Source organism: Butyricimonas hominis (genome assembly GCF_014287455.1).
In the GTDB taxonomy this organism is placed as follows: domain Bacteria; phylum Bacteroidota; class Bacteroidia; order Bacteroidales; family Marinifilaceae; genus Butyricimonas; species Butyricimonas muris.
Genome location: NZ_JACOOH010000001.1, coordinates 36,407 through 50,344, shown reverse-complemented (window position 1 = coordinate 50,344; position 13,938 = coordinate 36,407). Strand labels below are relative to the sequence as shown.

The following is a 13,938-nucleotide window of genomic DNA, read 5'->3' as shown; positions in this document are numbered from 1 at the left end:
GAACTTATTCTATCGTTTTACTTCTTCTTTTACGTTCGTTTTCGTCCAAGTAAATCTTGCGAAGGCGCATGGCTTTAGGGGTGACTTCCACGTATTCGTCTTCTTTGATATATTCCAGTGCTTCTTCCAAGCTGAATAATATCGGGGGAGCGATGTTCGTTTTCTCGTCCGAACCGCTGGCACGCATATTCGTTAATTTCTTGGATTTGCAGACGTTGATAACAATATCGTCTTGACGTGAACTTTCGCCGATTACTTGTCCGGCATATACTTCGTCGCCCGGGGTAATGAAGAATTTACCTCTATCCTGCAATTTGTTGATCGCGTAGGCAAATGAATCTCCTGTTTCCATGGCAATCAGCGACCCGTTGATGCGCATCTCGATATCTCCGGCGTAGGGCTCGAAACCTTTCAGACGATGTGCCATGACAGCTTCTCCCGCGGTAGCGGTCAGCAAGTTACTTCTTAAACCGATGATGCCTCTGGAAGGGATATCAAAAGTCAAGTGTACCCGTTCGTCACGGTGCTCCATGTTTGTCATAGTTCCTTTGCGGCGGTTGACCATCTCGATGGCCTTGCCGGAAACCTCTTCCGGGAGGTCGATGGTTAATTCTTCCACGGGTTCACATTTCACGCCGTTGATTTCTTTGATGATTACTTTCGGTTGTCCGACTTGTAATTCATAACCTTCGCGGCGCATGGTTTCGATCAATACGCTCAAATGAAGGACGCCTCGCCCGAATACAATAAATGAATCGGCTGATTGCCCCGGCTCAATCCGTAAAGCAAGGTTTTTTTCCAATTCCCGGTCTAAACGGTCTTTGATATGGCGGGAAGTCACGAATTTTCCGTCCCGTCCGAAGAATGGCGAGTCATTGATCGTGAACAACATACTCATGGTCGGTTCGTCAATGGCGATGGGAGCAAGAGCTTCCGGGTTCTCGAAGTCCGCGATGGTGTCTCCGATCTCAAAACCTTCGATTCCCACGAGTGCACAAATTTCTCCACATTCAACTTCTTCTACTTTCTGTTTGCCCATACCTTCGAAGGTCATCAGATCTTTAATACGGGTTTTTATTTTGGTGACGCCGTCTCTTTTGCAAAGCGTGACGGGCATACCGGATTTCAACGTGCCCCGGGTTAATTTACCGATGGCAATCCGTCCCACGTATGAAGAATACTCCAAAGAAGTGATTAACATTTGGGGTGTCCCTTCCTGTACTTTCGGGGCGGGAATATCTTTGATGATAGCGTCCAGCAATGAAGTAATGTCTGTTGTCGGTTTGCGCCAATCCGTGGACATCCAACCTTGTTTCGCGCTACCGTAAACAACCGTGAAATCCAATTGTTCTTCGGTGGCATCCAACGAGAACATCAAGTCGAACACTTGCTCGTACACGAAGTCCGGGCGGCAATTTGTTTTGTCAACTTTGTTTACAACTACAATCGGTTTTTTACCTAACGCGAGAGCTTTTTGAAGTACGAAGCGTGTTTGCGGCATCGTTCCCTCGAAAGCATCAACTAACAATAAAACTCCGTCAGCCATATTTAATACCCGCTCCACTTCTCCACCAAAGTCGGCATGTCCGGGGGTATCAATAATATTTATCTTGTAATCTTTGTAATGAACTGAAACGTTCTTTGCCAGAATGGTAATTCCTCTCTCTCTTTCTAAGTCATTGTTGTCAAGGATTAAATCTCCCGTGTTTTCTTTTTCTCTGAAAAGGTTTCCTTGAAAGATCATCTTGTCAACCAAAGTTGTTTTTCCGTGGTCAACGTGTGCGATAATCGCGATGTTTCTAATTTTCTGCATTTTGCTCCTATGGTATTAAATCCAAATAGGGCGCAAAGGTAGTGTTTTTTTCATAGAAAAGGGGCTCATTGAGCCCCTTTTTTTATTCTACCCTGTTGGCACTTCCCAAAACGTTAATGGTTTTGTGCTTGTATAATTCTTTTAAAGCATCTCTTGCCGGTCCCAAATATTTGCGGGGATCGAACTCTGCCGGTTTGTTGGCGAACACTTCGCGAACGGCTGCGGTCATGGCAAGACGACCATCCGAGTCGATATTGATTTTGCAGACAGCGGAAGTGGCTGCTTTACGTAATTGTTCTTCCGGGATACCTACCGCGTCTTTCAATGCACCGCCGTATTTGTTGATTTTGGCAACTTGATCTTGCGGAACGGATGATGAACCGTGAAGAACGATGGGGAATCCGGGGATTCTTCTTTCGATTTCTTCCAGTATGTCAAAACGTAATGGAGGGGGTACTAATATACCGTCAGCATTGCGGGTACATTGTTCCGGTTTGAATTTATTCGCCCCGTGAGAGGTACCGATGGAAATAGCTAACGAGTCAACACCCGTTTTCTTCACGAAATCTTCCACTAAGTCCGGGCTGGTGTACACGCTCGCGGCGGCAACCACGTCGTCCTCGATTCCTGCCAATACCCCGAGCTCTCCTTCCACGGTAACGTCATATTTATGAGCGTACTCTACTACTTTTTTGGTGAGTGCCACGTTTTCTTCATACGGGAGGGCTGAACCGTCAATCATCACGGACGAGAAACCCATCTCGATACAGGAAACGCACAATTCGTATGTATCGCCATGGTCAAGGTGAAGACAGATGGGGATATTACATCCTAATTCTTTAGCGTATTCTACCGCTCCTTGTGCCATGTAGCGTAGAAGCGTTTGATTGGCGTATTTACGCGCACCGCTTGATACTTGTAAGATAACAGGTGATTTCGTTTCCACGCAAGCACCGATGATAGCCTGCATTTGCTCCATGTTATTGAAATTGAAAGCCGGGATAGCGTATTTGCCTTCCATTGCTTTCTTGAACATTTCTCTGGAATTAACCAGTCCTAAGTCTTTGTAATTAACCATAGCTGATATGTTGTTTATATTTCGTGCATCAAAGTTATATATTAAAAACAGACTTTCACAAGGAAATGAGAGAAAAATTTCAAACGTTTGCGGAGATTGAAAATTCTTTGAATTTTCAAGTTGCGGGTTGAGCCTACGGCTCTGCAAGTTACAAGTTGCAGAGTCGTAGGTTGAAGTCACACGGACAAAAAAATAGAGTGGTTTACCACTCTATTTCTTGCAGCCCGTGTGACTTCAAATAATCATTCGCCCGGCTGAATTGGTGGTTACCGAACCAACCGCCCCGGTTTGCCGATAAGGGAGAAGGGTGGACGGATTTTAATACCAGATGACGGTTCGTGTCGATGAAAGCACCTTTACGTTGCGCGTATGAGCCCCAGAGGAAAAACACCAGATTGTCTTTGCGCTCCGCGATGACTCTGATAACGGCGTCCGTGAATGTTTCCCAACCTTTGTTCTGGTGCGAGCCGGCTTGATGTGCCCTCACGGTCAACGTGGCGTTGAGCAGGAGTACTCCTTGTTCTGCCCAGCGTTCCAGATTTCCCGAGGTAGGAATAGGGGTACCCAAGTCGTTTTGTATCTCTTTGAAGATATTTTGCAAAGAGGGTGGTTGCTCGATTCCCTCGGGTACGGAAAAACAAAGCCCGTGTGCCTGTCCGGGCCCATGATAAGGATCTTGTCCTAGAATGACAACCTTTGTCCGGTCGGCAGGACAGTGGTCGAAAGCGTTAAAAATGAGTTTGCCGGGAGGGTATATTTTCGTGGTGCTATATTCTTGTTTCACGAATCGAATCAATTCTGAAAAATAAGGCTTTTCAAATTCATCTTTTAATAATTCCTTCCAAGAGGGCTCGATTTTCACGTCAACCATAACAATTCAATTTTAGATTTAATGATTTAAGATTTTAGATTTCTATCGCATGAGGCGAACGCTTTTCATACAATCGTAAATCTGAAATCATAAATCGTAAATTAGTAAGTTTTTATCTCAAATAATTTCGGCCAGTGTTTTCCGGTAACGTAAATCGTGCCCTTCTTTTCATTGTAAGCGATACCGTTCAACACGTCGTCGTTTTCGTCTAACTTGGCTTTCTCCGCGGGAGTCAGCATATTCGGTAACAATAGTTCTTCTGTTACTTCCCCTGTTTCCGGGTCGATAATCACGATGCGATCCGTGAGCCATTCGTTTGCCCAGATATAACCGTTGATATATTCCAATTCATTCAGGTTGGTGACCGGACCTTTGCTATCGTAAACCTCTACTGTTTTTATCACGGTGAACAGTTCCGGGTCTAGGTGATACAAACGGTGTGTCCCGTCGCTCATGACGAGCTTGTCACCCATGGTGGTAAGTCCCCAACCTTCCTGCATGGAATAGTCGAAGGTGGTCAATAACGTGAAGGTTGCCAAATCGTACACGAACGCTTTTTTGGATGTCCACGTGAGTTGATAAATTTTATCCTTGTACACGGTGATCCCTTCCCCGAAATAACGGGCATCCAAGCTCAGGGATGCTAACGTTTTGTTGCTTTCCAGATCAATCTTGCGTAGCGTGGACTGACCTTTTATCCCGGTTCCCTCGTACATGATTCCGTCGATGTAGACCAAACCTTGGGTGGAGGCGTCTGTCGCGTGGTTGTATGTCTTGACTAATTTGTAATTCAGTCTTTTCGGTGCTTTATCCGGCTTCACGATAAATGACTGGGTGGCGACTCCTTGCTTGCTATCCGGGTGGAAGGCGATAATTTTCAGCGTGTTAGTACCGCACTTTTCTTTCGGGAGTTTGAATATGTATTCTTTCGTGGTACTGTCAAGCGTGGCAATCTTTTTCTGGTTAAAAAAAAGATGTGCTGAGTCGATCTTGTAGCGTTTGTTATTGGCGTACACTATTTTCAACTCTTGGTCAAATTGACAGGTATCGCCTTTCATGGGATAGACAAATTGTACGCTTTTCACGTATTTCGGACCCGTGCCGCGTGCTTCTTCCGTGGTGGAAGAAACAGGCGTGTTCCCGGTGTTTTTGGCTTTATTTGTCCCCTGACAGGCAGCAACCAGAAGAATGGATAATAATATGTAATAGTAGCAAGAAGTCATAATATGCATCGTTGAATTATTCTAGTTCCCATTCGTAACCGTCCTTCGTGTCCTTGATCTGAATCCCGGCATTCTTCAATTCGTCCCTGATTTTATCCGAAGTTGCCCAATCTTTGTTTGCCCGTGCCGCTTTTCTGACATTCATCATGGCGTCGATTACTTTACCAAGGGCTTGATTGCTGGCGCTGGAATCCGTTTCACCCTTCAATCCGAGGATGTCGAACACGAAGCTGTCAAATAATTCCGTTAAGGTTTGCAGGTTTTCAGCATCTATTTTTTCACTTCCGGCGGCGATAGAGTTAATCATGCGTACCCCGTCGAACAAGTGTGCGATTAGAATGGGCGTGTTCAAGTCGTCGTTCATGGCATTGAAACAATTGTCCCGTAATGTTTTTACATCCACGGTATTCTCGTTTGATGCTTTCAATTTATGCAATTGCACGATGGCGGACATCAGGCGCTCGTATCCTTTTTCTGCCGCTTTCAGTGCTTCGTTCGAGAAGTCAAGCGGACTACGGTAGTGTGCTTGAAGGATAAAGAAACGCACGGTCATGGGCGAGTAGGCTTGTTCCAAAACGGCATTATTTCCGGCAAAGAGTTGGTCCAAGGTAATGAAATTGCCGAGTGATTTACCCATTTTCTGTCCGTTGATCGTTACCATATTATTATGCATCCAGTATCTCACGGCAGGATGTCCTTGCGCGGCAGTGCTTTGCGCGATCTCGCACTCGTGATGAGGGAATTGCAGGTCAAGACCGCCCCCGTGAATGTCAAACGTGTTGCCAAGGTATTTCTGGCTCATGCAGGAACATTCCAGATGCCACCCCGGGAAGCCCACTCCCCACGGGGAAGGCCAGCGCATAATATGTTCGGGAGTCGCTTTTTTCCATAGGGCAAAATCCACGGAGTTCCGTTTTTCTTCCTGTCCGCTGAGTTGTCTTGTATTTACTAGTAACTCGTCTATTTTTCGTCCGGAAAGAATCCCGTAATGGTATTTTTTACTGTAACGCTCCACGTCGAAATAGATATTCCCTTCGCTCTCGTAGGCATATCCTTTGTCGATCAGGGTTTTGATTAATTCCTGCTGTTCGATGATATGTCCCGACGCGTGAGGCTCTATACTGGGAGGGAGCGTGTTCAGTTGTTCCATGTTCTTGTGATAACGGTTCGTGTACAATTGCACGACTTCCATGGGTTCCAACTGTTCCAGCTTTGCTTTCTTCGCGATCTTGTCTTCTCCGTCATCCTCGTCATTCACGAGGTGTCCCACGTCCGTGATATTGCGGACGTATCTCACCCGATAACCTAAATATTTGAGATAACGAAACAACAAGTCGAACGTGATGCCCGGGCGGGCGTGTCCTAAATGTGCGTCCCCGTACACGGTAGGCCCGCAGACATATAACCCCACGAACGGGGGGTTCAACGGTTCAAACAACTCTTTCTTTCGACTTAGCGTGTTGTATATCGTCAACTTGTTTTCCATAATTCTAAAGTACTATATTGATATGATTCAACAAAAGTATGAATTTTATAATTGAAAATTGAAAATTGAAAATTGAAAATGAAGAAAATCGTGAATTATTGCCCGATTTCCTGTCTTCCTTCCTATGTTCCTGATGGATTGCCTACCTCTTCCCGCTCTTATGATGACAACATAAATGTAGCAACTTGCCAGCATATTCGCTTCCCGTCGATGATGCTACGTTCGTGCTACGTTCATGCTACGTCCATGGGGGCAGGAAGGGGTAGCCTTCGGGTAGCCCGGGGGTTATTGAGGTTTATATTTCAATGCCTCGGGGATCGTGGCCTTCAATTTCGCGATACGGTTTTGGTCAGCGGGATGGGTAGAGAGAAATTCGGGTTGTTTGGCACTTCCCGAGTTTGCCATTCTACTCCAGAATGCCACAGCCTCGTTAGGATCGTAGCCTGCCATAGTCATGAAAATCAGGCCCAAGCGATCGGCTTCATACTCGTGTTTCCGGGAGAAGGGCAGAGTGACGCCTAAATTCGTGCCCATGCCGATTGCCGCGGCGAGCAATGCTTTGCGTGTATCGGATTGGTCGTGCCCGAGAATTTCCGTTGCGGCAGCTTGACCGTATTGTAGCAAGGTTTGCTGGCTCATTCGCTCGTTGCTGTGATGTGCCACGGCGTGAGCGATCTCGTGTCCCATGACGACCGCTATCCCCGCATCCGTCTTGCAATAGGGAAGGATGCCCTCGTAAAACACGACTTTCCCGCCCGGCATGCACCACGCGTTCGGTTCGTTGCTGGCAACAAGGTTAAATTCCCATTGGAAGTTGGCGATCTGATCCTGCATGCCGTTAGCGGCAAGATATTGTTCTACCGCTTTCGAGATTCGTGCCCCCACGTCTTTGATGCGTTTTTTGTTTACCGCGTCAGTGGATAGTTTGTTTTCCTTTAAAAAGCTACTATATGAGGTCAGGCTCATGGATACCATTTCGTTTTCGGGGAAAAGGATAAGCTGACGACGCCCCGTGATAGGTACGGTGGCGCATTGCGCGAAAAGTAGCAATATTATTACCGGTAATGCGATACGTGAAATCAATGTTTTCATGTTTTATCATCTTTAATAAATTCACTGACGAATAGATTTGTGGTTTTTGTGCAAATATACGAAATAATCTTCAGTTTGCGGAATTTGATGTAAGGAGGGAGCGAGTGGAGCGTATCCGGAGAAGTTTAGATGAAAATGGGATGTGATGAGGGTGAGAACGGGCAACAACGCCAGATCAACTCCCGACCGTGTTTTATATAGGACCGGAGGGGAGTAATGTTGTTGCATAGTGATGGAATTGGAATATATGTGCGGGTGTTTGATTTCTGTTTATATTTTTCTTGAATTGGGCGATTATTCTGTTTGATGTAAAAAAAAAGTCCCGGAAATGCGAATATGATTCCCGGGACTTTTTTTCGGATTTTTACAGTTCAGCTAACTGTTGCTCGATAGCTTTGATTTTGGCTTCGGCGTCAGCTTGTTTTTTGCGTTCGTTTTCGATGACTTGTGCGGGGGCTCCGCTCATGAATTTTTCGTTATTCAGTTTCTTCATGACGGAAGCGAGGAACCCTTGGGCGTAAGCCAGATCGGCTTCCAGTTTGGCTCTTTTTTCTTCCGTGTCTACTTCGCCCACGGCGGGGATGAAGTATTCAACGGTGTTGCTGATAAAACTCCATGCGCCTTTGACGGTTTCGTCCACCATTTCAACGTCGCTGATGTTACCCATTTTAATGATTACGCTTTCGAAGCGTAGCGGGTAGCGGTCGTTGCTTTTTACTCTTAACGAGATGGCATCTTTGAAAGCAACGTTATTTTGTTTACGAATGGTACGGATACCCGCGATAACTTCTTTGGTGTTTTCAAATTCGCTCAGGAAGTTTTCGTCATAGCTGCCGGGTTGAGGTTGTACGGAAATCATGATACTCTCGCCTTCTTTGCGTTCCCGTAAGTTTTGCCATATTTCTTCCGTGATAAACGGCATGAAGGGATGGAGTAATTGCAACATCTCTTCGAAGAGATAAATAGTCTTCTCGTAAGTTGTCCGGTCAATGGGTTGTTCGAATCCCGGTTTGATGATTTCCAACAACCAAGATGAGAACTCGTCGCGAAATCCGGTATATACCGTCATTAGAGCTTCCGACAAGCGATATTGGTCGAATTGGTTGTTCAATGTTTCTTTACACTTGTTGAGGTATTGTTCAAACCAATCGAGAGCCAGCTTGGAATGTCGCGGTTGTTCGATGTCCGCTACTTTCCAGTTGCTTACCAGACGGAAGGCGTTCCACACTTTCGTCGTGAAATTGCGTCCTTGCTCCGGCAGACTCTCGTCAAATAATAAATCACCACCGGCGGGTGCGCATAAAAGCATACCTACCCGTACGCCGTCTGCCCCGTATTGATTGATGAGGTCAAGAGGGTCGGGTGAATTACCGAGTGATTTGGACATTTTGCGATGCAATTTGTCGCGTACGATACCTGTCAGGTAAAGATTCCCGAATGGTTTCTCGTGTCTGTACTCGTAACCCGCCATGATCATGCGTGCCATCCAGAAGAAAAGAATATCCGGTGCTGAAACTAGATCCGTGGTCGGGTAGTAGTAATTGATATCCTCGTTGTCCGGCTCCAATATGCCGTTGAAAACGGAGATCGGCCATAACCACGAGGAGAACCAAGTATCAAGACAGTCTTCATCTTGACGCAATTGATCGGCGGGGATGTTTTTCCCGAATTTTTCTCTTATCAGTTTTGCCGCTTCTTCTCTAGTATTGGCTACCACGTAATCGTTGCTATCCGGCAGATAGTACACCGGAATCTGGTGTCCCCACCATAATTGACGGCTGATGCACCAGTCTTTCACGTTCTCCATCCAGTAACGATAGGTGTTCTTGAATTTCGATGGTGTCAAACGAATGTCGTCGTTCATCACGGCGTCTAATGCCGGTTGAGCCAAATCTTTCATTTTCAGGAACCATTGCATGGAGAGCTTCGGCTCGATAACCACGTTGGTACGTTCGGAGTAGCCTACTTTATTATTGTAGTCCTCGATTTTTACCAGATTACCTGCTTGTTCCAATGCCGGGATGATTTCCTGACGCACGACAAAACGATCTTTGCCCACGAAAAGTTGGGCGTTCTCGTTCAGTGTTCCGTCGTCATTGAAAATATCGATGGATTCAAGATGATGCTTGAAACCGATTTCATAGTCGTTAATATCATGGGCAGGCGTGATTTTCAACGCACCGGTACCGAATTCCATATCCACGTACTCGTCTTGGATAATCGGGATGACACGATTCACGAGCGGCACGATACAATTTTTACCTGCCAGATGGCGGAAACGCTCGTCGTTCGGGTTCACGCACACGGCGCTATCCCCGAGAATGGTTTCCGGTCGGGTGGTGGCAATGGTGATGTACTCGTTGTCCGAGCCTTCTATTTTGTAGCGGAGGTAATACAGTTTGCTGTGTTCCTCTTTGTAGATTACTTCTTCATCAGACACGGCTGTTTTGGCTGACGGGTCCCAATTCACCATTCGGATACCCCGGTAGATCAATCCTTTGTTGTAAAGGTCTACAAATACGCGAATCACGCTTTCCGAACGGATTTCATCCATCGTGAAGCAGGTTCTGTCCCAATCGCAAGAGGCACCGAGGCGTTTCAATTGTTCAAGGATGATTCCCCCGTGTTTTTCTGTCCATGCCCAAGCATGTTTCAAAAATTCTTCCCGGGTAAGGTCCCGTTTCTCTATGCCTTCGCTTTTCAATTTGGCAACCACTTTGGCTTCCGTGGCGATAGAGGCATGGTCTGTTCCGGGAACCCAACAAGCGTTCTTTCCTTGCAAGCGAGCCCGTCTGACGAGTACATCCTGTATCGTGTTGTTCAACATATGTCCCATGTGCAGGACTCCCGTGACGTTAGGCGGGGGAATAACAATACAATACGGAGTTCTCTTTTTATCAACAACGGAATGGAAAAAACGATGTTCCATCCAGTATTGATACCATTTCTCTTCGCTTTTTCGCGGATCGTAGTTTGTTGGAATCATTTTGTTTTAAATTAAAATTTTAGATTCGTAAAAAGGGGCTTTTCAAAAAGCCCCTTTGGTCCGTAAAGTCTATAATGTCCGTAAAGTCAATGTTTATAGGTTTATGCCCTCGTGTCAATTGTTGACCTTATGGACTTTATGGACCTTATGGACCTTTGACTTTTATTTATTCTTCTGATTTTCTAATTCTTCGTCCTTTTTTCTTTTGTGCATCAAGGAGAGCGTCAAGGTCTGCTTTTTGTTGCGAGCCGTCGTAATCACAGATGTATTTATCGATGAGGATACGACCACAGTATTCACAGACGATAATTTTCTTCCGGGAACGGATATCCAATTGTCTTTGTGGCGGAATTTTGTTGAAACATCCGCCGCAAGCGTCACGATCCACGGTTACAACAGCCAGACCGTTGCGTGCATTGGAACGAATACGACGATAAGCGGTCAATAGACGATCGTCGATAGTTGCAGCCAATTGTTCGGATTTTATTTGTAAGGATTCCTCGTCCTTGTGTGTTTCGTTGATAATGTCGTTCAACTCGTTTTTCTTGGCTTCGAGGTCGGAAACCTTATCCTCGTAACGCTTTTTGGATTCTTCCATTAACGCGTCTTTTTCCGCTTTGGCTTTGGTCGCTTCACGGATTCTTTTTTCTTGTAATTCGATTTCGAGTTTCTGGAATTCGATTTCCTTGCTCAACGCATCGTATTCACGGTTGTTACGTACGTTGTCGAGTTGCTCGCTATATTTTTTTATCGCTTCTTCTGCTTTCTTGATTTCTTGCTTCCTCGTGGAAGTCGTTTTATCAAGTTCGCTTAATTCAGCCTTCAAGTTTTCGATACGTGTTTCTAGCCCCGCGATCTCATCTTCAAGGTCTTGAACTTCCAAAGGTAATTCTCCTCGAAGAGTTTTGATTTTATCGATCTCGGTGTCAATTCGTTGTAATTCATACAGGTTCTGCAGTTTTTCTTCAACTGTCAGCTCTTGCATTTTCTCATTGTTATTCGTCACCATATATTATAAATACTTAATCGGATTTGTATTAATCTCTGAAAACTGAACCGCAAATGTAGATATTTTTTTTGTAAGTATCTCATAAAATATCTCTTTTGTGAATTGTTCGCTTTCATAATGTCCTATGTCTGCTATCATAATCCGGTTTTCCGTGAGAAAGAAATCATGATATTTGAAATCACCGGAGATATAGATATCCGCGGCATTCGCTAGAGCCCGGTTGAAAAAAGAGGCTCCGGCTCCGCCACAAACAGCAACTTTACGGATAGAGGGTGTGTGAGGTCGCGTGTAGCGTAGCCTGTCACAGTGGAATGTCGCTTTCACTTGTCGGAGAAATGCCATGCTTTCGACCGGAGTTTCAAGTTCCCCGATAATGCCGAAGCCGTTGCCTTCCGAGAGGTCGCCTTCCGGTTGTAATATTTGCCTGTTATGCAAGTGTAATTTATCTGCCATGCGCCCGCTGACACCATTGGCAACGACATCCATGTTCGTGTGGGCGGCGTAGATCGTGATGTCATGTTTGATAGCGGAGATAACGCAGCGTTCCACGTACGTGGCAGGTGTAATGTGTTTCAACCCGCTGAAGATAAGCGGGTGGTGCGAGATGATTAAGTTGTGACCGTGGATAATGGCCTCGTTCACGACTTCCTCTGTTACGTCAATGCATAAAAGCACGGAAGTTAATTCCCGTTTGGGATCTCCACAAAGTAACCCGGAGTTATCAAAACTCGCTTGGAATTTTAGCGGGGCATATTCTTCTATTAGCGCAATAATTTCTTTAATGTACATGGTCTTGCTGTTTTTATGATATTAGCTTGTGAAATTCATAAATCTAAAATCATAAATCTAAAATTATTATGGCAGTTGATTTTTGATAGATAACAGTTCTTCTTTTATGTTTTTCAGCCGTTTCACGACTTCGAAATGAAGCTCGGTTTCTTCTTTGCGGTTTTTCAACTGTTGTTGCGCACCTTTCAGTGTCATTCCTTTTTCCTTCACGAGGTGGTAGATCAGATGAAAGTTGTCTATATCTGCTTTCGTGAACTGGCGGTTCCCTTTTTTGGTCTTGTGGGGTTTGATTACATCAAACTCTTTTTCCCAAAACCGGATGAGGGAAGTATTAACCCCAAACATCTCGGCTACTTCTCCGATAGAGTAATACAGTTTTAATGCTTCTTCTTCCACCATAATAATTGAAAGTTGAAAATTGAAAGTTGAAAATGAGATTATTTTCAGATTTCAATACCAGTGTTATACAATCTTTAAATCTAAAATCGTAAATCTACAATTTGTTAGTCCATGCTTTGTCCCGTGTTGTTCGCTATCTCTACTAACTTTTCGAACTCGTCAGGGGAGAGGTCGTTGAAGTAGAAATTGATAGGATCTACGGGTTTTTCGTTTTTCCGGACTTCGTAATGTAAATGAGGTCCGGTAGAGAGTCCGGTATTACCGAGGTAGCCGATGACATCCCCTCTCTTGACAGTTTGTCCTTTCTTCACGACAATCTTTTCCATGTGGGCGTACATCGTTTTGTAGCTGAAACCATGATCAATGATAACGTGACGACCGTACCCTTTGTCAAACTGACTTTCCACGACAAGGCCGTTCCCTGTGGCATAGATCGGTGTGCCTATGGCTCCTGTGAAATCCATGCCGGCGTGAAACTTCATCGTTTTGTATATAGGGTGCATCCTGTAGCCGTATGAGGAGCTTACTTGATGAGCTTCTTTTAACGACACGGGTAAGATTGCCGGAATGGATGCCAGCATTTCTATTTTGTTTTTAGCCAGATTTTCGATGGCATCAAAAGATTTGCTCTGGACAAAAATGGCTTTGGACAGTTCGTCGATTTTTTTAGCTGTCCCGATAATCAAATCGGAGTTATCCAGATGTTTCAGATGTTCGTATTGGTCCACTCCACCTGAGCCGGCGCGCCTGATGGTGGACGGTATCGGTTCCGTCTCGAAAATCACCCGATAGATATTGTCATCTCTTGATTCCATGTCTTTCAGAACATTATCAAGGTATTCTACCTTGTTGCTGAGAAGGCTGTATTGGGTAAGAACTTCTTCGTATTTGCGTTTTAACTGTTTCTCTTTCGGGGAATCAATGAATGCATACACAAGGTATAGCATGACGATGGCCAACGAGAAGCTGGAGAAGAATTTTTTGAACAACCGCCAAGTTTTTTTCCTTAGAGTTGATTCTATTTTATCAAAAGATAGTGTGTCCGAATTAAAATGATACCCTGCTTTTCGCATAGTTACTCAATAAAAAATAGTATTTCCGATGCAAAGTTAAAGAAAAAATCTAATTTTGCAACTTGGGAAATCAGGCAATCAATATGATTACATGATATTTCCGTTTGAATGTGAGAAGT

The 13,938-nt window shown here is 44.9% G+C and carries 11 protein-coding genes; all 11 read right to left on the bottom strand.

Features of this window, described 5'->3' with window-relative positions; all coding sequences use genetic code 11:
- Window positions 1-4 precede the first annotated feature (4 nt).
- Window positions 5-1,813, bottom strand: a complete 1,809-nt coding sequence (typA, locus tag H8S64_RS00185; protein WP_186974516.1) for a translational GTPase TypA — start codon at window positions 1,811-1,813, stop codon at window positions 5-7.
- Window positions 1,814-1,895: 82 nt separating this feature from the next.
- The gene (locus H8S64_RS00180; protein WP_099290854.1) at window positions 1,896-2,891 is read right to left on the bottom strand and encodes a class II fructose-bisphosphate aldolase; all 996 of its coding nucleotides are present in this window, start codon (window positions 2,889-2,891) and stop codon (window positions 1,896-1,898) included.
- Between the two features lie 202 nt (window positions 2,892-3,093).
- The gene (ung, locus tag H8S64_RS00175; RefSeq protein WP_099290853.1) at window positions 3,094-3,762 is read right to left on the bottom strand and encodes a uracil-DNA glycosylase; all 669 of its coding nucleotides are present in this window, start codon (window positions 3,760-3,762) and stop codon (window positions 3,094-3,096) included.
- A 101-nt stretch (window positions 3,763-3,863) separates the two neighbouring features.
- A complete protein-coding gene (locus tag H8S64_RS00170) occupies window positions 3,864-4,994 on the bottom strand; it encodes a glutaminyl-peptide cyclotransferase (RefSeq protein ID WP_186974515.1) in 1,131 nt (376 codons plus the stop codon).
- A gap of 7 nt (window positions 4,995-5,001) precedes the next feature.
- Window positions 5,002-6,471, bottom strand: a complete 1,470-nt coding sequence (gene cysS, locus H8S64_RS00165) for a cysteine--tRNA ligase (protein WP_186974514.1) — start codon at window positions 6,469-6,471, stop codon at window positions 5,002-5,004.
- A 285-nt stretch (window positions 6,472-6,756) separates the two neighbouring features.
- On the bottom strand, window positions 6,757-7,563 hold the full coding sequence (locus H8S64_RS00160) for a M48 family metallopeptidase (protein ID WP_186974513.1): 807 nt from the start codon (window positions 7,561-7,563) through the stop codon (window positions 6,757-6,759).
- 364 nt (window positions 7,564-7,927) lie between these two features.
- On the bottom strand, window positions 7,928-10,549 hold the full coding sequence (locus H8S64_RS00155) for a valine--tRNA ligase (RefSeq protein ID WP_186974512.1): 2,622 nt from the start codon (window positions 10,547-10,549) through the stop codon (window positions 7,928-7,930).
- A 166-nt stretch (window positions 10,550-10,715) separates the two neighbouring features.
- Window positions 10,716-11,558 (bottom strand): zinc ribbon domain-containing protein, encoded by an 843-nt coding sequence (locus H8S64_RS00150; RefSeq protein ID WP_099290848.1) that lies wholly within the window; start codon window positions 11,556-11,558, stop codon window positions 10,716-10,718.
- Between the two features lie 3 nt (window positions 11,559-11,561).
- Window positions 11,562-12,347, bottom strand: a complete 786-nt coding sequence (locus tag H8S64_RS00145; protein WP_186974511.1) for a Nif3-like dinuclear metal center hexameric protein — start codon at window positions 12,345-12,347, stop codon at window positions 11,562-11,564.
- 66 nt (window positions 12,348-12,413) lie between these two features.
- The gene (locus tag H8S64_RS00140; RefSeq protein ID WP_218014302.1) at window positions 12,414-12,749 is read right to left on the bottom strand and encodes a MerR family transcriptional regulator; all 336 of its coding nucleotides are present in this window, start codon (window positions 12,747-12,749) and stop codon (window positions 12,414-12,416) included.
- A 101-nt stretch (window positions 12,750-12,850) separates the two neighbouring features.
- Entirely contained in the window at window positions 12,851-13,735 is an 885-nt protein-coding gene (locus tag H8S64_RS00135) for a M23 family metallopeptidase (RefSeq protein ID WP_227215671.1), read from the bottom strand.
- Window positions 13,736-13,938: the final 203 nt, after the last annotated feature.

Bases quoted from the DNA above. Each gene is read 5' to 3' on its own strand.
- typA (WP_186974516.1), bottom strand. From the start codon at position 1,813: ATGCAGAAAATTAGAAACATCGCGATTATCGCACACGTTGACCACGGA.
- H8S64_RS00180 (WP_099290854.1), bottom strand. From the start codon at position 2,891: ATGGTTAATTACAAAGACTTAGGACTGGTTAATTCCAGAGAAATGTTC.
- ung (WP_099290853.1), bottom strand. From the start codon at position 3,762: ATGGTTGACGTGAAAATCGAGCCCTCTTGGAAGGAATTATTAAAAGAT.
- H8S64_RS00170 (WP_186974515.1), bottom strand. From the start codon at position 4,994: ATGCATATTATGACTTCTTGCTACTATTACATATTATTATCCATTCTT.
- cysS (WP_186974514.1), bottom strand. From the start codon at position 6,471: ATGGAAAACAAGTTGACGATATACAACACGCTAAGTCGAAAGAAAGAG.
- H8S64_RS00160 (WP_186974513.1), bottom strand. From the start codon at position 7,563: ATGAAAACATTGATTTCACGTATCGCATTACCGGTAATAATATTGCTA.
- H8S64_RS00155 (WP_186974512.1), bottom strand. From the start codon at position 10,549: ATGATTCCAACAAACTACGATCCGCGAAAAAGCGAAGAGAAATGGTAT.
- H8S64_RS00150 (WP_099290848.1), bottom strand. From the start codon at position 11,558: ATGGTGACGAATAACAATGAGAAAATGCAAGAGCTGACAGTTGAAGAA.
- H8S64_RS00145 (WP_186974511.1), bottom strand. From the start codon at position 12,347: ATGTACATTAAAGAAATTATTGCGCTAATAGAAGAATATGCCCCGCTA.